General features: G+C 45.0%; 19 protein-coding genes. 12 read left to right on the forward strand and 7 right to left on the reverse strand.

The window, feature by feature from the left end; genetic code table 11:
- Nucleotides 1-22 precede the first annotated feature (22 nt).
- From H6759_00405 to H6759_00415, 3 genes are all read left to right on the forward strand, one after another.
- A complete protein-coding gene (locus H6759_00405) occupies nucleotides 23-4,405 on the forward strand; it encodes a hypothetical protein (GenBank protein ID USN52532.1) in 4,383 nt (1,460 codons plus the stop codon).
- Nucleotides 4,351-4,812 carry a carboxypeptidase regulatory-like domain-containing protein gene (locus tag H6759_00410; protein USN52533.1) on the forward strand — a complete coding sequence of 154 codons (462 nt, stop codon included), beginning with the start codon at nucleotides 4,351-4,353 and terminating at the stop codon, nucleotides 4,810-4,812. The genes H6759_00405 and H6759_00410 overlap by 55 nt, the downstream gene beginning before the upstream one ends.
- Before the next feature lie 141 nt (nucleotides 4,813-4,953).
- Complete coding sequence (locus tag H6759_00415; GenBank protein USN52534.1) at nucleotides 4,954-5,301, forward strand: hypothetical protein; 348 nt, start codon at nucleotides 4,954-4,956, stop codon at nucleotides 5,299-5,301.
- Between the two features lie 70 nt (nucleotides 5,302-5,371).
- Here H6759_00415 and fba read toward each other — a convergent pair whose 3' ends face one another.
- On the reverse strand, nucleotides 5,372-6,289 hold the full coding sequence (gene fba / locus H6759_00420; protein ID USN52535.1) for a class II fructose-1,6-bisphosphate aldolase: 918 nt from the start codon (nucleotides 6,287-6,289) through the stop codon (nucleotides 5,372-5,374).
- Between the two features lie 2 nt (nucleotides 6,290-6,291).
- Entirely contained in the window at nucleotides 6,292-7,302 is a 1,011-nt protein-coding gene (locus tag H6759_00425; protein ID USN52536.1) for a carbohydrate kinase family protein, read from the reverse strand.
- Between the two features lie 78 nt (nucleotides 7,303-7,380).
- Here H6759_00425 and H6759_00430 point away from each other — a divergent pair, with 78 nt between their 5' ends.
- On the forward strand, nucleotides 7,381-7,785 hold the full coding sequence (locus H6759_00430; GenBank protein ID USN52537.1) for a YtxH domain-containing protein: 405 nt from the start codon (nucleotides 7,381-7,383) through the stop codon (nucleotides 7,783-7,785).
- Between the two features lie 2 nt (nucleotides 7,786-7,787).
- The gene (locus H6759_00435; GenBank protein USN52538.1) at nucleotides 7,788-8,489 is read left to right on the forward strand and encodes a 16S rRNA (uracil(1498)-N(3))-methyltransferase; all 702 of its coding nucleotides are present in this window, start codon (nucleotides 7,788-7,790) and stop codon (nucleotides 8,487-8,489) included.
- Here H6759_00435 and clpB read toward each other — a convergent pair.
- Nucleotides 8,473-11,103, reverse strand: a complete 2,631-nt coding sequence (gene clpB, locus H6759_00440; protein ID USN52539.1) for an ATP-dependent chaperone ClpB — start codon at nucleotides 11,101-11,103, stop codon at nucleotides 8,473-8,475. The two genes, H6759_00435 and clpB, sit on opposite strands and share 17 nt — an antisense overlap.
- Before the next feature lie 67 nt (nucleotides 11,104-11,170).
- Nucleotides 11,171-11,875, reverse strand: coding sequence for a hypothetical protein (locus H6759_00445; GenBank protein USN52540.1), 705 nt, complete (start codon nucleotides 11,873-11,875; stop codon nucleotides 11,171-11,173).
- A 64-nt stretch (nucleotides 11,876-11,939) separates the two neighbouring features.
- Between H6759_00445 and rsmI the strand changes: the two genes are divergently transcribed.
- From rsmI to H6759_00465, 4 genes are read left to right on the forward strand one after another with little or no spacing between them, the layout of a single operon-like run.
- The gene (gene rsmI, locus H6759_00450) at nucleotides 11,940-12,614 is read left to right on the forward strand and encodes a 16S rRNA (cytidine(1402)-2'-O)-methyltransferase (protein USN52541.1); all 675 of its coding nucleotides are present in this window, start codon (nucleotides 11,940-11,942) and stop codon (nucleotides 12,612-12,614) included.
- Nucleotide 12,615: 1 nt separating this feature from the next.
- The gene (locus H6759_00455) at nucleotides 12,616-14,241 is read left to right on the forward strand and encodes a methionine--tRNA ligase (protein USN52542.1); all 1,626 of its coding nucleotides are present in this window, start codon (nucleotides 12,616-12,618) and stop codon (nucleotides 14,239-14,241) included.
- A 3-nt stretch (nucleotides 14,242-14,244) separates the two neighbouring features.
- The gene (locus tag H6759_00460) at nucleotides 14,245-14,730 is read left to right on the forward strand and encodes a CvpA family protein (protein ID USN52543.1); all 486 of its coding nucleotides are present in this window, start codon (nucleotides 14,245-14,247) and stop codon (nucleotides 14,728-14,730) included.
- 2 nt (nucleotides 14,731-14,732) lie between these two features.
- Nucleotides 14,733-15,581, forward strand: coding sequence for a TatD family hydrolase (locus tag H6759_00465; protein USN52544.1), 849 nt, complete (start codon nucleotides 14,733-14,735; stop codon nucleotides 15,579-15,581).
- Between the two features lie 170 nt (nucleotides 15,582-15,751).
- Here the strand turns inward: H6759_00465 and H6759_00470 are convergent, their stop codons facing one another.
- The 3 genes from H6759_00470 to H6759_00480 all read right to left on the reverse strand — a co-directional run bounded on the left by H6759_00470 (nucleotide 15,752) and on the right by H6759_00480 (nucleotide 17,330).
- A complete protein-coding gene (locus H6759_00470; GenBank protein ID USN52545.1) occupies nucleotides 15,752-16,642 on the reverse strand; it encodes an A/G-specific adenine glycosylase in 891 nt (296 codons plus the stop codon).
- Between the two features lie 5 nt (nucleotides 16,643-16,647).
- Nucleotides 16,648-16,785 (reverse strand): hypothetical protein, encoded by a 138-nt coding sequence (locus tag H6759_00475; protein USN52546.1) that lies wholly within the window; start codon nucleotides 16,783-16,785, stop codon nucleotides 16,648-16,650.
- Between the two features lie 68 nt (nucleotides 16,786-16,853).
- Complete coding sequence (locus H6759_00480; GenBank protein ID USN52547.1) at nucleotides 16,854-17,330, reverse strand: hypothetical protein; 477 nt, start codon at nucleotides 17,328-17,330, stop codon at nucleotides 16,854-16,856.
- Nucleotides 17,331-17,426: 96 nt separating this feature from the next.
- On the opposite strand from H6759_00480, the gene H6759_00485 reads away from it, so the two are divergent.
- Genes H6759_00485 through H6759_00495 form a run of 3 tightly spaced genes read left to right on the forward strand, consistent with a single transcriptional unit; the run spans nucleotide 17,427 to nucleotide 19,595 of the window.
- Nucleotides 17,427-17,708 carry a hypothetical protein gene (locus H6759_00485; GenBank protein USN52548.1) on the forward strand — a complete coding sequence of 94 codons (282 nt, stop codon included), beginning with the start codon at nucleotides 17,427-17,429 and terminating at the stop codon, nucleotides 17,706-17,708.
- 35 nt (nucleotides 17,709-17,743) lie between these two features.
- Nucleotides 17,744-17,992: a hypothetical protein gene (locus tag H6759_00490; GenBank protein USN52549.1), complete on the forward strand. Its 249-nt coding sequence runs from the start codon at nucleotides 17,744-17,746 to the stop codon at nucleotides 17,990-17,992.
- Entirely contained in the window at nucleotides 17,901-19,595 is a 1,695-nt protein-coding gene (locus H6759_00495; protein ID USN52550.1) for a DEAD/DEAH box helicase, read from the forward strand. Before H6759_00490 ends, H6759_00495 begins: the two co-directional genes overlap by 92 nt.
- Nucleotides 19,596-20,101 lie beyond the last annotated feature (506 nt).

The raw sequence follows: 20,101 nt of genomic DNA on the forward strand, positions 1-20,101 counted from the left end.
TGCCTAATTATCTATGTTTTTTATGAAATACAAGAAGCACCTTTTCGCCATGGCAATTGGATTGGTTGGTTTAGCTATCGCAGGTACCTTTTTTACGCGAAAATCTGCTGAGTCAGCCGTAACCTATAATATCAGCGTTGGTTCATTTCCGCAGTACACGGCTAAAATTGGGCAGAACGTTTATACGGCAAATCGGTTTGGATCAAGCGTTTCAGTTATTGATGCAACGACTAGAACGGCGGGTTCAAATATTTCTGTAGGCACAACTCCTGTACAGCCTATTGAGGTTGGAACAGATCTCTATGTCACGAATTCAGGTGCGGGCACAGTCTCTGTTATTAATTCCTTAACAAATACCGTTTCAAATACGATCACGATTGGTGCGACGTGGCAGCCATGGGGTGGTATTCTTGTTGGGACAGATTTGTACATAGGAAACAATGCTTCTAGCTCGGTTTCTATCATTGATACTGTTACAAAAACGGTATCTGGGCATATCAGCGTTCCTGCAAGTGGCAGTATAAGATCGTTTGGCTTGGTCGGAACGAAGCTCTATGTAACGAATTACAATAGTAATAGTGTTACGGTTATTGATACGATAACAAAAACAGTGATTACAACGATTCCTGTAGGAACAAGACCTTTTACGATCGTTGTGGCTGGAACCTCTGTCTATGTTGCTAACCAAAATAGCGCCAATGTTAGCGTTATCGATTCGACGCTAGACGTGTTGGATACTACGATCCCTGTTGCTTCAGGGGCATATGAGCTTGCTTTAGTCGGAACAGACCTCTATGTGTCAACCTTTGGTAGTACGAATATCGCCGTTATAGACACTCTCACAAATACGGTTGCCGACACGATACCTGTTGCAGGCAATGTTCTTAAAATAATTATCGTTGGCACAAATGCGTACGCTTTGCTTTATACAATGGATTCGGTTGCTGTGATTGATACATTAACAAAAACCGTTACGACAACAGTTGCTGTTGGCGATTTACCTTATGATGCCGAGTTTGTTGGTGATTTGCTATTTATTTCAAATGCGAATTCGAATAATGTGAGTGTGCTCGACATGAATACGAATACCCTTGTCGAAGTTGGTAAGCCATTGAGAGTAAGTGCCTCTATTAGCAATACAGAGCTAACCATTGTTTTTGATGAGCCTCTTGATCCTGCTTCAGTTCCAGATCCTAGTCAGTTTACCGTACGCTATACGGGTATTATTGGGCCCGCGATACCTGTTAATTCAGTTTCCGTTATCGGTTCAAACGTTGTTTTGGAAATGGCGAGCGCACCTAGTGTTTTGAGCGATGTTCGTGTTGGGTATACACATCCTGTAACAAATCCCCTTCAGGACTTATCGCAGAACACGGTTACAACCTTTACGAACTATACGGCCAGCGTTATAAGCTGTGCTGCTGTCGCTGTCGGTTATAGTCCACGGTTCTCTCTTGCTGTTGGTGGTGATTTATATGTATTGAACGATGGTTCAGGTAGTGTTTCTGTTGTTGATATTGGCACAAGTGCTGTCATAGATACGATCGCCGTTGGTTCTCAGCCAAGGTATGCTGTTTTGGCGGGGACGAGTCTCTATATCATCCATAAGGATTCTGACGAGGTCATGGTTATCGATACATTAACGAATCTCGTTACCGATACTATTACTATCGACTATGGCTCATCCTTTGGCGTTCTAGTAGGTTCTGATCTTTATGTGATAACCGGAGAATCGAGCAGCGTTTCAGTTATTGATACGCTCACGAATACCGTTACTGATACGATCGCGGTTGGAGATAGCTCGCGTCGTGCTGCCTTAGTTGGGACTCAGCTTTATATCACCAATCAAGATACGAATGATGTCTCGGTTATTGATACGCTGACGAATACCGTTACGGATACGATTGCTGTCGACGATGGTCCTCATGATATTCATGTCGTTGGCACCGATCTTTTTGTTGTTAATGAGTACCTTGATTCAGTGTCGGTCATTGATACGCTCACCAACACTGTTACTGACACGATCGTTGTCGGAGACAGTCCAACTCGCTCTATATTAGTTGGCACCGATCTCTATATTTACATCGGTGATACCTCGGAGATGGCAATTATCAATACTGGAACAAAAACCGTGACCAAAACGTTTGCTATAGGATCAGCGCCAGCGTCGCTTACTCTCGTTGGGAGCACGCTCTACACAGCTCAATCTCCTGACGTTATCCGTCTCATTGATACCGTTGCTCAAGATATTCTTTCTTGTGCTCCTACCTATACCCTCACCTACTCCGCCGGCCCCAACGGCTCCATCACCGGCACAGCTCTTCAAATCGTCGCCGACGGAGCCGATGGCACCGCTGTCACGGCTGTCCCAAACTCCGGATACAAGTTCGCTAATTGGTCAGATGCCTCAACCGCAAATCCAAGAACGGACATAGCCGTTACAAGCAATATCACCGTCACAGCTAACTTCACCAAGATCCCAAGTCTCGGTGGTGCTGGTGCAGACCCAGGTTGTGTTGGTGTCGGTTGTGGCACAACAACACTCTCTTCAACATCAACAACACCTGCCCCTGTTCTTGTTGGTCCTGATATCACCAATATTCGTGTTACTGAACTCTCCACATCCACTGCCAGAGTCTCTTGGGATACAAGTGTACCCGCTACAACCGCCTTCTACTTTGGCCTCAGTGATCTATACGGAAGCGGTTTCCGAGGGGATGCAACTCTTGTCACTTCTCACTCGGTATTACTCAATACGCTGACAGAAGGAGAAACGTATCACTTCCGTATCCAAGCAGCAGACAGTATGGGCAAGACAAGAGCTCTCGAAGATGACACCTTCAAGACCCTTACGTATGCAGATTTAGCCAAAGACCCTAAAATCTACGAAGTACAGGTCTCGTATCTCACCGATACAACTGCCGTTGTATCTTGGAAGACAAATGTCCCGCTACAAAGTCTCGTGACATATGGTGAGACCAGTGACTATGGCATGACAGCAGAGAGCACCACCCTTACGATGTCGCATCTCGTGAACCTAAGTGGTCTCACACCAAGTACGCTATATCACATGAAGCTCACTTCTAGTGATGCCGACGTCACAACTTCTACAGAAGACATCACCTTCTTTACTCAAGTAGACAGCGCCCCTCCAGCAAACCCACTTAACTTCAGTGCCAAGAGCGGTCTCGAACAAAATACCTTGTCTTGGGTGAATCCAACGAATGACCATTTTGCTCAAGTACGCATTTTAGCAAGAACAGACAGATATCCTCAAAACCCAATTGATGGTGCTTTTGTGTATCAAGGGGATGGGCAGCAAGTTGTTCATACGGGTCTTGTATCAGGCAAAACATATTTCTATACGAACTTTGCCTACAATACCCAAAACAATTATTCATCCGGGGCTCTCGCCCAAGCCGTACCAACAGGTGTATTACCAGAACCAGAAAAAGAACCTGTACCAGAAGTACCACCTGCTCCAGAACCAGAGGTACCACCAGCACAAGAGGTGAATACACCATCCGGCCAAGGTGATACGACCGGCTCTTCCGAATCCTCCGGAAGCACCCCTACAGAACCTCCTTCGGTACCACCAGCTCCCGAACCTACCAATCCAGAGCAACCCTCAGGTATCCCAATGCCTCCAGAAGTTCCAGCTGAAGAGCCATCTATCATTTCTTTGAGTACAGCTCCTGTGCGTACCATGGCGCTTAACCCTGAATACACCATGGGCAATGGCTCGGTGCCATTAACCGCAAATCAAAACAATCAAATCGCTATCACACCTGGACCAAAGGTATCGATGCGTATTAAAGCGGCTCAAGTTGAAGGATCACCAACCATCGCTATCTTAACCTTTGATGACAATCGTCAATTACTTGAATTGCAATCAAATGGAGACTGGACAGCGACCTTTATGCCAACACGCATTGGTCAGCAGAATGCTCAGATTGATTTTGGCTATGAAGATGGTACCGTGGCACGCGTCACCACGATCTTTGATGTACGTGTACCTGGTCGTGTCATCGAAAGAGATATCCCTCTTGTTGGAGAAGTACGTCTTGTCGAAGGTGCTCGCGTCACTCTCGAGACAAAAACAAATGGACAATGGCAGACCTGGTCAGGGCGCTTAACCAATCAACTCAATCCACAGACAACAAAAGAGGATGGCTCATGGGGTTTCTCTGTCCCAAGTGGTACCTATCGTATCCGTGTTGAGAAAGATGGCTATGACACTATCGAACGTATCTATACCGTCACCAATACGATCTTAGGCTCAGATATCGAGCTCCAAAAACCCTTCCTGTTCAACCTGATGCTATCGGTATTGTCGCTACCGCTGTTACCTTGGCAAATATCGCCACGGTCGCAAGTCTCTTTAACTTCCTTTGGTATCTCTTAACACAACCACTCATGTTCATTGGTGCACGCAAGCGCAACAAGTGGGGTGTGGTCTACAACTCCATCACCAAACAAGGAACAAATCTTGCGGCTGTTCGTTTGATGGATGCACAAACAGGACGCGTGCTTCAAACACGTATCACAGATGAAAACGGTCGTTACTTCTTTCACGTCAAACCAGGTGACTATCGCATCGAAGCCGTGAAAGCAGGACATGTCTTCCCAAGTCTCGTCGCCAAGGATCTCACCGAAGACAACGAATACCTCGATGTCTATCACGGCACTCCGGTACACGTTGAAAATGAGACGGATCTCACCTTAAATATCCCTCTTGATCCAAATCATCCAAAAGAACTCACGCAAAAGTTCTTCGCAAGCGCTTTACACAAAAAGCAAAAACGTCATTAGTCTTCTCTCCTTTGCGGTGACCCTCGGTGCTCTTGCTCTACGCCCAAGTATGTTGCTTCTTGGTCTTGCTGCTCTTCAATTAGCTACCTATCTCATCTTCAGAAAACTCATTGCTGTACGCAAACCAAAGAACTGGGGATTGTGACTGAAGCAGATTCTCACAAACCTATCGGCAGCACGGTGGTTCGTATCTTCGACAAGAAATACAACAAACTTCTTGAGACACAAGTAACCGACGCCAAAGGACGCTATGGATTCTTAGCCAACAAAAACCTCTACTTTGTGACCGCAGACAAAAAGGGCTATGAACGCTTTATCTCCGAAGACATCGACCTTACCCATGCCGAAGCTCAAACCATTGAGCGACCTATTACCTTAAAGAAGGTGGGGGATACGCCTACGCCTACGCCTACGCCTACGCCTACGCCTACGCCTACGCCTACGCCTACGCCTACGCCTACGCCTACGCCCAATCCATTTACTGATTAGAACGATAGTAGAATCCCTTAGCAAAGATAAAATAAAATGCACGAGATATACTCGTGCATTTTATTTTGGTTTAAGCTTTTCCTTTACTCCCAAAAATCATTATCTTACGTTTCGCGACTTCCTTAATTAATAGATTCGATGGTTCGAGGAGTTTGCGTGGGTCAATGACCTTTGGTAGGTCATTTACGGCTTCGCGTATACCTGCGGTAAACGCTAGACGTAGGTCGGTATCGATATTAATTTTTGCGATACCATGTTTGATGGCTTGTTTGATGTCTTGATCCATGACACCGCGTGCTTCGCCGAGTTTCGCGCCATAATGTTCGGCCATAGCTTTGACGTCTTCGAGGACACCTGAGGCGCCGTGGAGAACGAGTGGTTTTTTTACGAGGGCGGCAATGTGTTTAAGTCGATCAATATCAAGATGTGTTTTGCCTTTAAACTTGTAGGCGCCGTGTGCGGTACCTATAGCAATCGCGAGTGAGTCGCAACCCGTTTCTTTTGAGAAGGCGAGCGCTTGCTTTGGATCAGTGAGAGCGGCATCACGAGCTTCGACGCTTACAAAATCTTCGATGCCAGCAAGAACGCCAATTTCTGCTTCTACGCTAACGCCTTTCTTTTTTGCCCAGGCTACTACTTGTTTTGTTGATTGTACGTTCTTTCTATAAGGGAGCGATGAGCCATCAAACATCACGCTTGTATAGCCACTGTCTATTGCTAGTTTAATGGTTTTTAAATTTTTACCATGATCTAAGTGCAGTACAACAGGGATTTTGGCCTTTGCTGCTACGCGAACCATAGCAATAAGGTAATCCATGCCAGCGTATTCAATAGCGCCTTCTGATGTTTGTACAATAATAGGGGACTTGAGCTCAGTAGCGGCCTCGATAACAGCTTTGAGGATTTCAAGATTGTTAATGTTAAAAGCAGGAACGGCATATTTACCGGCGCGTGCTTTTTTTAAGATAGGGAGTGCGGCAACGAGCATAGTTAGTCTTTAAGGAGTTCAGCCTTTGTCGAGGCAAATGTTTTAAGGGTTGCTTTCATTTGAGTCTTTGTAAGTAAGCCCTTTTGTGGACCGATATATTTTACAACGCTCCACGAATTGGCTGTACCGTAGCGCAACGCTTCCGGTATTTCATGCCCGGTAGCTAAGGCATATGAAAAGCCTGTACCAAAGGCGTCACCTGCGCCAGTGCGTTCGTAGGCATCGCCTTTAAAAATAGGCTGATGCCAAAAAGTAGTTCCATCTGTTGCATAGGATCCTTTAAGCCCATCGGTGATAACAGCAATCTTTACACCAAGGTCGATAAAAGATTGTAACAATGTACGCATGGTAGCTTCTTTTGTTTGAAGTAAATACTCAGCCTCTTCTTTATTAACAATAAATACCGTTACGAGTTTGATGATAGGGAGTAATGATTTTAAGCCTCGGCGCAATTGGTGCGTGCCAGGATTAAAGCTTACCGGTGTTTGTGGGTGTTGTTTTAAATGAGCGATGAGTTGTTTCTCAAGTTTTTCGTGTCCCGCGCCAATGGACGTGTAGTAAATCCAGCTTGCCGATGGTAGCTTAGAAAGCTCGTATTTACGTGGCTCATGATAGACAAGGATCGTACGCTCTCCCTCTTTAAATAAGATGGTAGAATAGCTTGTTGGACGTTTTTTGTCCGTCACTACAAATGGCATTGCGACATGCTCGTTCTTCCAGTTTTGACGAATTTCTTTTGCGGCTTGATCATTGCCGATAACACTATAGACGGCAGAGCTTAGCCCGAGCCTTGATGATCCAACGGCCACATTTGAAGCATTACCGGCTCCAGGAACACGAGTCACTGCGGTAACGGGGATCTTTTCGCCAAAATCAAAACAGATTTGGCATTCTTCTTTTTTTACTTGGCAAGCCACGGTTGCCTCATCAACCTCTAGAAAAACATCTAAAACCGCCTCTCCTATAGCGATCATGTCGTACTTTGGTTTCTTTTGTGTAGATTTCTTTAACATATGGCTTTTATCATAGCACTGTTGCTAATTATGCGGGAGCGCTATACTTACAGGGTAATTATTAATCATACACTTACTATGGCTCAACAAAAACCATCCTCCCATCTAGGAGCGGGACTTGCTGCCGGTGCTGTTATTGGCCTCGCAACAGGATTTTTTCTTAATTCACGTAAAGGCAAGGTTCTCGTAGCCGATGCGCAAAAGAAGTCTAAGCTCTTGCAAAAGCAGGTCATGAAGATGCTCGCAGATGCAGGCACGCTTTCTGAACAAAAATACGAAGAGATTGTCGACAAGGTTGTCGCATACTATGCCTCTTCAAAAGAGATCGCAGTAAAAGAAATTCCAGAAGTTCGTAAATACCTCATGTCACAATGGAAAGGTATCGAATCACAGCTTGAGAACGTTGGCGAAGATGCTGTAAAGACAGTAAAAACAGTGCAAAAGAAAGCAGCTAAGGCTGTCAAAAAAGTAACGAAAAAATAGTCATGAAAAAGGTCCATCGTTTTTTTGCGGACCTCTCTTGGCAAGGCAAACAGGGAGAGATCCTTGATCACGAGACAGTCCATCAGCTGTCTCGTGTTTTGCGTATCAAACCAGGAGAAGAGCTTGTTATTCTTGATGGTAAAGGCGAAGAGTTTCGTGTTCGCGTATTTGAGGTAAAAAAGCATTCTGTAACGGTAGACTTACTTGGCAAAAAAGCTATTCTTACTGAGCCGATAACTGAAGTTGTTTTGTATGCGTCAGTATTAAAACGCGAATCTTTTGACTGGGCTGTGCAGAAAGCTGTTGAATGTGGCGTTTCTCGAATTGTGCCGATTATTTCTGCTCATACGATTAAGACAGGTATCAAGCAAGATCGTTTGCAAGCGATAGCAAAAGAGGCGGCAGAGCAGTGTGGACGTGCAAAGGTCCCTGAAGTGTCTCACGTGATGGGATTTGAACAGGCTTTAGCAGAATCACGAGCCTGTGATCAGATTCTTTTTGCAGACACGTATCTACCAGAGTCTGAGTCAATGCAACGAGCACGTCGTGTGGCATTATTTATTGGCCCAGAAGGTGGTTGGAGTGACGAAGAACGCGCGCAAGCAAAAAGCGCCGGAGCAACGGCGTCTTCGCTAGGTAAGCTGGTGTTAAGAGGTGAGACGGCTTGTGCAATTGGAGTACACCTTCTTACTTCATCACGATAGCCCCATCTTTTACACCAAATTCTACGGTATCACCTTCTTTTACCGTGCCTTCGACCATTTTGAGAGCGAGCTCATCCAAGACAAGATCTTGGATCGCTCTCTTTAGAGGGCGGGCACCAAAGCTTGGATCGTAGCCTTTTTCAGCAATAAGTTCTTTGGCTTTTTTTGTAAATGTGAGCTGAATCTTTTTCTTACTCAAGCGTTCAACAACATTTTCGAGTTGAAGGTCGATAATTTGATTTAGAGCCTCTTTATCAAGAGCTTCAAAAACAACAATTTCATCAACGCGATTTAAGAACTCAGGTCTAAATTGCTCTTTTAAACGTCCCATCACAAGTTCACGAATATGTTCGTGTGTGCGTTTGACAGCATCTGCTGATTCATCGGTAAATCCAATCTCGCCACGCTTGCCTGCGTCTAAGATAAGATCTGATCCAATATTTGATGTCATGATCACAACGGTATTTTTAAAGTTAACCTTGCGACCTTTACCATCAGTAAGATGACCATCGTCCAAAACTTGAAGAAGGGTGTTAAAGACATCTGGATGAGCCTTTTCAATTTCGTCTAATAAGATCACGGCATATGGACGACGACGGATTTTTTCGGTGAGCTGACCGCCTTCGTCATAACCAACGTATCCTGGTGGTGAGCCGATCAAACGAGAAACAGCATGTTTCTCCATGTACTCACTCATATCGACACGGACCATGGCGTCTTCGTCGTCAAAAAGTGTGGTTGCTAATGCACGAGCGAGCTCGGTTTTACCAACACCTGTTGGTCCCAAAAAGAGGAAGGAGCCAATCGGGCGTTTTTCTTCGCTAATACCAGCACGTGATCGACGTACAGCATTGGCTACGGCTTTTACCGCTTCATCTTGACCAATAACACGCTTATGAAGCTCTTCTTCGAGGTGTGCAAGTCTTGAGGCTTCTGCTTCGAGCATGCGTGAGACAGGGATGCCTGTCCATCGACCTACAACAGCAGCAATTTCTTCATCGGTCACCGCGCCTTTTAGTAGACCTCGCTTTCCTTGAAGTTCTTTGAGTTTTAATTCAGTGTCTTTTTGCTTTTTTTCAGCAACCGGAAGTTGACCATAACGAATCTCCGAAGCTTTTTCGAGATCACCTCGACGCTCGGCAATATCTGCCTCACTCTTTAGCTGCTCATATTCTTTTTTTGCTGACTGAATAGCCTCGATAAGAGATTTCTCTGCCTTCCATGAAAGCTCCATGCCTTCGGCGGCTTCACGTTCTTCGGCAAGGTCTTTTTCGATGCCACTTAAGCGGTCTTTTGAATCTTGATCCTCTTCTTTTTGGAGGGCGCGTTTTTCAATTTCAAGTTTCATGATAGCGCGCTTATGTTTATCGAGCTCTTCTGGCATTGAGTCGATTTGCATGCGTAATGCTGCGGCTGCCTCATCAACAAGATCTACGGCTTTATCTGGTAAAAATCGATCTGTGATATAGCGCGAAGAGAGTTGCACGGCAGCAACGAGTGCACCGTCGGTAATACGAATACCGCTATGCACTTCATACTTGTCTTTAATCCCACGCAAAATAGCGAGTGTATCTTCTTCAGAAGGCTCATCAACAAGCACGGGTTGAAAACGACGCGTGAGGGCTGGATCTTTTTCGATATGCTTTTGATATTCTTGTAACGTTGTTGCACCAACAGCGCGCAATTCTCCGCGAGCGAGGGCTGGCTTAAGCATATTGGCTGCATCTAGCGTCCCACCTTCGCCCGAAGCGCCGGCGCCAACAAGTGTGTGGATCTCGTCAATAAACAAAATGATTTTTCCGCTAGAGTTTTCTACTTCACGCATGACGGCTTTGAGACGTTCTTCAAACTCACCACGAAATTTTGTTCCGGCAACAAGTGAGCCAATATCAAGAGCCATCACTTCTTTTTCTTTGAGTGATTCTGGCACGTCACCCGCAACAATACGCTGAGCAAGACCTTCGATAATAGCGGTTTTTCCTGTACCCGCTTCACCAATCAAGATCGGATTATTTTTTGTCCGACGTAAAAGTATTTGCATGACACGACGGATTTCTCCGTCACGACCAATAACGGGGTCAAGTTTTTCTTGACGAGCAAGCGCCGTAAGATTGCGTGAGTATTTTTCTAGAGCTTGGTACGCTGCTTCTGGCTCCGGGCTATCTACTGTTACAGATCCACGAACGGTCTTTAGTGCTTTTAAGATGGCGTCCTCTGTTACTTGATGAGCACGCAAGATGGCAGCGGCATCATCTTTGCCTTGGGCAATACCGAGTAAGAGGTGCTCGGTTGAGATAAAAGCATCTTTAAACTGCGTAGCAAATTCTGACGCAGCCTGAAAGACATGGTTGATATTTTCAGACAAAAAGAGCTGTCCTACTTGGCCATTTTTGACGCGAGGATAACGTGAAAGCGCTTCTTCTAATTGGGCGCGAAAATGTCCAGGATCAACACCGATAGACTTTAAAAGCGCAGGAACAATGCCTTGTTCTTGCGTAAAAAGACCTGCGAGCAAGTGTGTTGCTTCGAGGGCTGGGTGGCCGTTATTTACCGCGATATGTTGGGCGGTATTTAAGGCTTCTTGGCTTTTACGGGTAAGGTTTTGTGGGATCATAGTTTTAGCACTCTATGTATGAGACTGCTAAAACCATACCATTGAGCGGTAACTCGGTCAATGTGCTTTAAAGCTGGGGGCGCTCAATGGATCCTACGGTATTAACGTCTGAATATTCGATACGTATTGGGCGTTCGCTGAGCGTATCAATCTCTACATAGGTTGGGAGATCTTGGTTGGTGATACAGACGCTAAACGGCTGTAGTCGGCCCTCGGTAGTGACCTGTCGAAAGCGATAAATCGTGCAATTTGATCCGGAGGATTTTCCTAGATATTGCTCTGAGCCATTGAGAATAAAGTCTTCTTCTTCATCAAAGCTAAATGAACCTTTGAGGGATGTCGCAAGTTCTTTTGCTTCGTCGGTGCCGCTAATATTTTGCCAGGGGTTTGTACCTTGTTTAAAGAGTACCTCGGCTTCTGTTAGGTAGACTTCGGAGATCGTCGTTCCTTGGTCGGAGGGGATGGCGAGCGTGCCACGCATTCCTTGATTTTTAACAAAGACGAGATCAGCAGTGACATCTTCGTTGATACCCGGGATAACCATACGAGAATGAAAAGAGTTTGCTGTCGCGAGGTTTAAAAGTGCCTGCTTTGCATAGGTTGTTTCTGGATCAACGTATTCATAAGCTTCTGGACTTACGGTTGTTACCTGGTCGATTGTACCTGGTTGCTGTGGGCTTTTTGTCGTTGGCGTCTCTGGTTGCTTGTTAGAATTGCAGCCAGCTCCCATCAAGGCGATAGCAAGAAGTGGGATCAAAGAAATTCGTCTCATATGCTTACAGTATAGCAAATTTTGGAAATTCGCTTTTTTCTACGGTTTTTGCTACAAATGCACCATGTCAGGCTTACTCTACGTAATGGCCACGCCTATCGGAAACCTCGAAGATATTACCCTTCGAGCTCTTCGTGTATTAAAAGAAGCAGATGTGATCGCTTGCGAGGATACACGTGTTTCAAAGGTGCTCTTAAACGCTTATGAACTTAAAAAGGATTGCTTATCATTGCATCAACATTCGTCGATGCAAAAGGTAGGACTGCTTTTAGACCGTGTCGAAAAAGGAGAGCAGGCCGTTTATATCTCAGACGCTGGTACGCCGGGAATGAATGATCCAGGCGGTAAGCTTGTTGAAGCAGCGTTTGAACGTGGTATTACCGTTATTCCTATCCCGGGGCCTTCGGCACTTACTACAGCTATTAGCGCATGTGGATTTGCTATGGACGAGTTTCATTATGTAGGCTTTTTACCACATAAAAAGGGGAGGCAGACATTGATAAAAGCAATCGCAGAACGCAAAGCTCCAACGATCTTTTTAGAATCAACGCACCGTATCGAAAAAGCACTCGTCAGCTTGCAAGAAGTTCTTGATGAAAAACGCCTCATCTTTGTGGGACGCGAACTTACGAAGAAGTTTGAAACGCTTTATCGAGGCACCGTAAGCGAAGTCATCGCTTCGTTAAAAGAAACAAGTTTGAAGGGTGAGTTTACTATCATTGTCAGCTCAGAAAAATAATATGTCTCGCTATTACATCACGACTCCAATCTATTACGTTAATGATAAGCCTCATATCGGGCATGCCTACACGACGGTCGTGGCGGATGTTTTAGCGCGCTTTCATCGCTTGCTTGGTGATGAAACACGCCTCGTAACTGGGACAGACGAGAATAGTCAAAAAAATGTTCAAGCGATGGAGAAGGTAGGAGAGAGTGATCTTCACGGTTACCTCGACCGTATGGCTGGTACATGGCAAAAGACCTGGAAGGATACAGGTATTTCTTTTGATGATTTTATTCGCACAACAGAGCCACGTCACATAGAAGGCGTGAAGCGTTTTTGGGAATCAGTAAAAAAGAGTGGTGATATTTATGAGGGTGAATATATTGGTTTGTACTGCACAGGCTGTGAAGCATTTAAAAATGACTCAGAAGTTGTTGAGAATCGCTGTGTACTTCATCCAAACAAAGACCTCGATCAACTCAAAGAAAAAAATTACTTTTTTAAATTTACAAAATATCGTGATCAGTTATTAGCGCTTTACGATGAATCTTCTGATTTTATTTTGCCAGAAGAGCGACGCAACGAAATTCGTAATTATGTAAAAGATCATCTTACGGATATTTCGATCTCACGAGAGGCAAAAGCGGTTGGTGTAGGTATTCCGGTACCTGGTGATGAAACTCAAGTGATTTATGTGTGGTTTGACGCCTTGTTAAACTATATTACCGCCGTAGGTTATGGGACGGACGAAGCGCTCTTTAAACAATGGTGGCCAGCAGATTTACATTTGGTTGGTAAAGATATCTTAAAGTTTCACTGTGCTTTGTGGCCTGCGATGATTATGTCGGCAGCACAAACCGATCCACTCTTACAGGATGAACAGGGTAAAGCGTTATTACCAAAGCGCGTACACGCACATGGCTTCTTTACGATAAATGGTCAAAAGATTTCTAAGTCACTTGGTAACGCTATAGATCCGCTCGAGTTTCGTGATAGTTATGGATTGGACGCCGTACGATATTACGTTTTGCGTGAAATCGGTTTTGGCTCAGATGGAGATTTCTCACATGCTCGTCTACAAGAGCGTTATGAGAGCGATCTTGGTAATACACTTGGCAATCTATTGCAACGCACTATTGCGATGTCGCGTAAGTATGCGAATAACGCCATTCCAACGACTGATGTTCTCGAGGCCTCATTAGCGCTTTCAAAAGAAAGCGCTTGGGCTGGACGTGAAGGACTAGAAGCGATAGCAAAAACGGTTAAAGAATCATTGCATGTTGATCGTGCCGACCAAGCCCTTGAGGCTATTTGGCTTGGTATTGGTGATACGCAACGCTCAGGTCTCATGCAAGCCAATAAACTTATCGAAGAAACACAACCATTTAAGCTTGTGAAAGAGGATCCAGAAGCGGTCAACAAGATTTTATACGCATTACTCGAGTCATTGCGTTGGTATGCGGTATTGCTTGGTCCACTTATGCCAGAAACATCTCAAAAAATCTTTACGTCACTTGGTCTAGACGCAAAGAACGAATCCGAAAGGCTTTGGTCAGAATCGCTTACATGGGGGCAGCTAGCTATAGGTGGCTCGTTACCTGAACCAACTCCGCTTTTTCCTCGGCTTGAGGTACAATCTTAATATATGATTCTTGCAGAAATCGTTTTCGGTCTCTTTCTCTTGCTCGGTATTGGCCGTGGTTATAAGGCTGGTGCCGTGCAGGGGATCGCGGATATCTTATCATCGATTATCGCGTTTCTTCTTGCGCGTTGGACCTATGGATTTTTTGCAAAACTTATCGCGTTGTTCGCGCCACATGCAAACGGAGGGATCGTCTACTTTGTTTCGTTTGTATTGCTCTTCTTTACGATCTGGAAGATTATCAGCATGCTCTTTGGCATCGTTGTCACCATGCTCAAAATAGTCACAAAATTACCCATTATTTCGTGGTTTAATAAGATTTTTGGCGCAGTACTTGGCTTTGCCCTAAGTGTGATTTTTGTTGGTGCTACGGCATATCTTGTTATGCACACCATGCTTGATCCTCAGCTTATGCAGTGGTTCGGCTCATCCGTTATTGCGGGTTATTGTCAAAAAACATTCATGAACGTCTTGTTCTTTTTAGTATAGGTATGCCGTTTTTGATTGATACGCATTGTCATATCCATTTTCCGGCTTTTGATGCCAATCGTGAAACGGTATTAGCGCATCTTGCAAATCATGATATTTGGGCGATGACGATTGGGACTGGAACAAAAAACTCTGAGGCAGGTATCGCGTTTGCAGAAAAACATGAAACGATATTTGCTACTGCTGGTTTACATCCAGACCATGTCACAAGTGACTATCATGATCATCAAGAAGGCGAAAAACCAGAAGCGACGGTAAAAGCCGAACAATTAATAAAGATCGCAAAAACATCAAAAAAGTGTGTCGCGATCGGGGAGTGTGGTTTAGACTGGTATCGATTATCAGAAGACCCAAACGTGCTCGCAGAACAAAAAGCAAAGCAAGAGGTGATTTTTCGTGAGCACTTAAAGGCAGCGCGCGAGCTCGATTTACCACTTGTTATCCATTGTCGAGAAGCATTACCGCGTTTGGCAGAGTTATTACGAGAATGTCACATGGACGGATGGAAGCCGCGTGGAGTTGTTCATTCTTTTACGGGGACTTGGATCGAAGCGCAACCACTACTCGAGTTAGGTTTTTTTCTTGGGATAAATGGCATTGCGACGTTTCCTCCAAAAAAACTACAAGATCCAGAAACGGTGCTTAATCGTGTTATTGAGCGAATGCCACTTGAGCAATTCGTTTTAGAAACAGACGCGCCTTATCTTGCACCTGTTCCGCATCGTGGCGAACAAAACGAGCCAGCAAATGTATGTTTTGTAGCAGAGCATGTAGCAAAGATGCGTGGGATTCCTCTTGAAGAGGTGGCAAGAATCACAACGGAGAATGCGCGGAGACTTTTTGCCATCTAGCCGCAAGCCTTCACTCAACTCACCCTGCCCACGTAACACTGCTCCGCAGCTGATACGTGGCCGGTCCCTCTCTATTTGGAGAGGGTTTTCTGATCCGGAACGCCCTCTCTCCACAGAGAGGGATATTTGTACCGAAGGTATAAATTGGGTGAGTGGCAGCAATGTAGCGATCAGTCCGGCAGCCTCAGCGTCTTATTTGTTTCAATAAGCAATCCATCTTTAATCAATCGATCAATCATCGCGTCTACCCATAGCTGATCTTTGGGTGAGTCAAAATGTTGATCAATCACATTGCCAATAGCAAGTCTCTTGGCACGTTTTTGTATTCGTATATGCGCAAGGATACGGCCACGATAAATCCGATCTGGGTATTTTTTACCAGGATGAATCGTTTCATTGCTCGCTTTGGTCATGCGTTTAGGAGCTGAAACATCACCCTTTAAAAATGATTTAGCAGAAAGACAGTGTTTTTGTAGCGGACAGATCGCGCATTGTGGTGTTTTTGCACAAATGGCGACAGCTAAATCAAAAGCTGCCTGTGGGATCTCGTGAACATCGCCTTTTTTCGGTAGCTCTATAAGTGCACGTTCGCGTATACGTTCATCGTCTTTTAACTCAGGGTAGAGAATGCCTAGCCATAGCCGTCCACCAACGCGTCTAAGGTTGGTATCGATAGGCCAACGGCGCTCATGTAACGAAAAACAGGCAATAGCGTCTGCTGTATAGGGGCCTATGCCTTTTAGCGTTAACCATTCTTCGCGCGTTTTTGGTAGGCCGTTTGCTGTAATGTGTTTTGCGATATTCTGAAGTGCAAGCGCTCGGCGGTTATAGCCAAGTCCTGCCCAAGCTTTGAGAACATCTGATGTTTTTGCAGTAGCGAGTGCTTTAAAGCTTGGAAATTGTTTTAGCCAAGCTTTGTAAAAATCTACTACGCGTGTCACTTGCGTTTGTTGCAACATGACTTCTGAAAGCAAAATACGATAAGGGTCCCTTGTATGACGCCAAGGGAGATCGCGACCATTACGGCGATACCAAGAGAGTAGTGACGTAGACCACTTCATGAAAGCTATTTTGTTTTAATGGTAGAAAGCGTGTCTAACAATTGTTTTTCTGTCATACCGCTTTGTGTATTTAAGAAAAGAAGATGCGTAGAAGAGGCATTTTTCTGAAGTCTGAGTGCGTATTGGATGGTTCGATCTGGCATTTGGTATCGTTGACCAATAAGAAGCGCGTCGTTAACACTCGCAAGATAATCCTCAGTAGACGAAGCATTTAAGGGCGCATAGCTTCGAGTCTATTCTCTGCAAAGGGCTCAATTTGAAGCCAGTTATCAAAACGATCATTAATTTTCGCTGTAATAATCGAAGTCGTTTGTTCTTCTGTAGCGCTCAATGGAATACGCACGGTAATCCCTAGAGGGAGTGAAAGAATTTCTTTCCAGCTCTGAGTAGATTTGCTCGGAGTGAGGGGTGTTGCTTGCTTAAAAAGTTGCTGCTCTTGTTGTAGCGCGACGACGAGCGCTTGAGCTTTTTTGACTTCGGTATTTGCTTGCTCGATGCGATCTGCGGCGTCATCGGCGAGCGCTTCACTTTGTCGTTCGAGATCTCTCACTTGTTGTTCTGCGGCGGTTATTTTTTGTGCTAAATCAAGACGATCTCGATTCGCTGCAAACAGAAAATATCCTGTACTTAATCCGGTAGCAGCGGCACCAATCGCGATAAGGCCAATAACCTTGAGAGTGCGTGACATAGATGGGCACACCATAGCAGGCGGTGCATGACATGACCATAAGTTTCGGAGCGCTTTACAAAAGTCAAAAAGTCCGTATAATCCGCGATTAATCACATGTCGAATACCCGAGCACCCCGTCCAGAGATCCATGGCTTCGAAACGATACGTATTCGCCTCTCTTTTATGGAGTTAGGCGCTCTTCGTCTTGAGGCTTTTGGAGAATACGGCCCATTATTGATCCCTATCCTTTCTCACGAAGTTGAGGACAATAATAAAGAGATAGAAGGCGTCATGCACGAAGCAGAGCGTGATCTTGAGGTAGAAGCGGAGGCTCGCACATTTTTAGCGCATGCGTATCCGGTGATTCCAACAGAAAAGGTCCATGTTTTCGTGTAGCACCAGAAGACGTTTATACGTTTACAAAAGATATTTTGCCTGAGATCGAATACCAATACACGATCCACGCTGATCCAGGTGTTTTGGATAAGCTTACGATTCGTCGTCTTTCTATTACGCCAGATATTGGTGTTCGTTCATCACGTCAGGGTTGGTTTGATTTTTCTATCGCCTGGCATTGCGAAACCAACGATGTCGAAACAAAAGATATCCTTACCGCTATCAAAAGGGCAGCCATTTGTACGCACAGCCGATGGTTCCTTTATCGAATACGAAAATATTGAAGACGTAGAACGTATCGCGCAATTTTTAGAACGTGCTGAACGACATGAGGATGGTTCGTTCTCATCACATCTTTTTGATGCGCCAGAAATGAAGATGTTGATTGATCGCATGCAAGAAGCGCGCATGGCCTCAACCGATGCAGCATTTGCTGCCTTATTAAATGAAGTTGAAGTTGGTAAACCGGTTGAGCCTGTTAAGTTGCCAGATTCACTTGATGCGATTTTTTGCGCCCATATCAAAAAAGAGGGTGTTGCTTGGATGGCTTTTTTACATAAGTATGGCTTTGGTGGAATTTTGGCCGATGATATGGGTCTTGGTAAGACCTTGCAGGTACTTGCCTATATTGCAGCAACAAGAAAAAAAAGGGATAAGCCGGATCTCGTTATTTGTCCAAAAACGCTTACGCTCACATGGATGGACGAATCAAAAAAATATGTACCTTGGCTCAAGACATTGGTTATCGAAGGTGTAGCAGAATCGCGTTTGCAAGCGCTAGAATCAACTAGTGATTATGATCTTGTTATCACCACGTATCCTGCTGTTCAACGTGATATTCAGGGATATCTTGATCACAAAGGTTTTCGTCTTTGTATTATTGATGAGGCGCAGTTTATTAAAAATGCCTCTACCGCCACAGCCAAGGCAGTAAAAGCAGTTCCAGCAGAGCTGCATCTAGCTCTCACGGGTACGCCATTAGAAAACGGCGTTCATGAGTTATGGTCTATTTATGATTACCTCATGCCTGGCTTTTTGGGCGATAGCAAGTCGTTCCGCACTCGCTACGAGCGACCTATCAAAGAAAAGCGTGACATGCAAACGCTCGAGCGTTTACGTACGCGTATAAAGCCGTTCATGCTTCGCCGTACCAAGGCGGCATTGTTACATGATCTTCCTCCTAAGGTAGAGCAGGTGAGTCACGCAACGCTTACGGCCGAGCAATTGGTTGTGTATGGACGAACACTAGATGATGTCCGCGCTCAGGTCATGAAGACAGTTGCTGAAAAAGGCTTCGAGCAATCTCGAATCGAGATTCTTTCGGCATTAATGAAGTTGCGTCGTATTTGTGATCATCCACATCTTGTTGATCCTCGTTTGCCAGCAACAGAAGAGGTGTCAGGTAAGATGGAGCTTGCACTCGAGCTTATTCGTCAAGCAAAAGAAGGTGGTCATAAGGTACTGCTCTTTAGTCAGTTTACGAGCATGCTTGATCTTATTCGTGATGCGCTTAACTTACACGGTATAGGTCATGCGACCATTGAAGGCAAAACCAAGGATCGTGAAGCACAGGTGCGATCATTTACCGATAATCCAGATACTACCGTGTTCTTATTGTCCTTGCGTGCTGGTGGTACGGGTCTAACACTTATCGAAGCCGATACTGTTATTCTCTTTGACCCATGGTGGAATCCGATGGTTGAGTCACAAGCAATGGATCGTGCTCATCGCATTGGTCAAAAGAAAACAGTGAATGTCTATAAGCTCGTCACACAAGGTACCGTTGAAGAAAAGGTGATGGAATTGCAAGAACGCAAGCGCCAACTTTTGACGCTCTCGTTCAAGAAACAGAAGCTGATCTTCAAGGACTTACATGGGAAGAAGTGAAGGGCTTGTTTGAATAATTGACCGCCCTGAGTTGACAGCGATCATATTATATGATAATAGTGCCGGTCTCAGATCGGCATTATTTTGTTGCGTTGAGCACCCTTTTTAGCACCCCTCCCTCAGCCTTTTCTCTTCCAGAGAGGATACAGGAGTGTTTCTGAAAAGGGTGGAGGGACTGAAGTACGATTGTTGAAAGACTAAAAGATCTCTGTCCCAAAACCCGCAGTTTTGTGAGAAGAAGACTACGCACTCTATGTCAAAAGACTTTGGCGAAACTGTCTTTTTCTCCAAATCCCCTCGGTCTCAAAACCAAGGGGAAACTTTTTTGAGAGTGGCTAACGAACCTCTGTTGAAAGACTTAGTACTTGCTGTCACTCTCTTTCCTCCGATACGTGTAAACGTGTCGGAGGAATTTTTATTTTTCAATCGTTGTCTACACCAGTTATATTGCTCGCGAGCAACGTGACAAGTGTGGGGACCAAGGGGTTTCATGTTGCCCATCAGAA

The sequence above is a fragment of the Candidatus Nomurabacteria bacterium genome, assembly GCA_023898425.1.
GTDB lineage: Bacteria > Patescibacteriota > Patescibacteriia > 2-12-FULL-60-25 > 2-12-FULL-60-25 > HK-STAS-PATE-2.

What these genes read in the sequence shown, in the direction of transcription:
- H6759_00405 (USN52532.1), top strand. Translation starts at nt 23, where the DNA reads ATGAAATACAAGAAGCACCTTTTCGCCATGGCAATTGGATTGGTTGGT.
- fba (USN52535.1), bottom strand. Translation starts at nt 6,289, where the DNA reads ATGCTCGTTGCCGCACTCCCTATCTTAAAAAAAGCACGCGCCGGTAAA.
- H6759_00425 (USN52536.1), bottom strand. Translation starts at nt 7,302, where the DNA reads ATGTTAAAGAAATCTACACAAAAGAAACCAAAGTACGACATGATCGCT.
- H6759_00430 (USN52537.1), top strand. Translation starts at nt 7,381, where the DNA reads ATGGCTCAACAAAAACCATCCTCCCATCTAGGAGCGGGACTTGCTGCC.
- H6759_00435 (USN52538.1), top strand. Translation starts at nt 7,788, where the DNA reads ATGAAAAAGGTCCATCGTTTTTTTGCGGACCTCTCTTGGCAAGGCAAA.
- clpB (USN52539.1), bottom strand. Translation starts at nt 11,103, where the DNA reads ATGATCCCACAAAACCTTACCCGTAAAAGCCAAGAAGCCTTAAATACC.
- H6759_00445 (USN52540.1), bottom strand. Translation starts at nt 11,875, where the DNA reads ATGAGACGAATTTCTTTGATCCCACTTCTTGCTATCGCCTTGATGGGA.
- rsmI (USN52541.1), top strand. Translation starts at nt 11,940, where the DNA reads ATGTCAGGCTTACTCTACGTAATGGCCACGCCTATCGGAAACCTCGAA.
- H6759_00455 (USN52542.1), top strand. Translation starts at nt 12,616, where the DNA reads ATGTCTCGCTATTACATCACGACTCCAATCTATTACGTTAATGATAAG.
- H6759_00460 (USN52543.1), top strand. Translation starts at nt 14,245, where the DNA reads ATGATTCTTGCAGAAATCGTTTTCGGTCTCTTTCTCTTGCTCGGTATT.
- H6759_00465 (USN52544.1), top strand. Translation starts at nt 14,733, where the DNA reads ATGCCGTTTTTGATTGATACGCATTGTCATATCCATTTTCCGGCTTTT.
- H6759_00470 (USN52545.1), bottom strand. Translation starts at nt 16,642, where the DNA reads ATGAAGTGGTCTACGTCACTACTCTCTTGGTATCGCCGTAATGGTCGC.
- H6759_00475 (USN52546.1), bottom strand. Translation starts at nt 16,785, where the DNA reads ATGCCAGATCGAACCATCCAATACGCACTCAGACTTCAGAAAAATGCC.
- H6759_00480 (USN52547.1), bottom strand. Translation starts at nt 17,330, where the DNA reads ATGTCACGCACTCTCAAGGTTATTGGCCTTATCGCGATTGGTGCCGCT.
- H6759_00485 (USN52548.1), top strand. Translation starts at nt 17,427, where the DNA reads ATGTCGAATACCCGAGCACCCCGTCCAGAGATCCATGGCTTCGAAACG.
- H6759_00495 (USN52550.1), top strand. Translation starts at nt 17,901, where the DNA reads ATGTCGAAACAAAAGATATCCTTACCGCTATCAAAAGGGCAGCCATTT.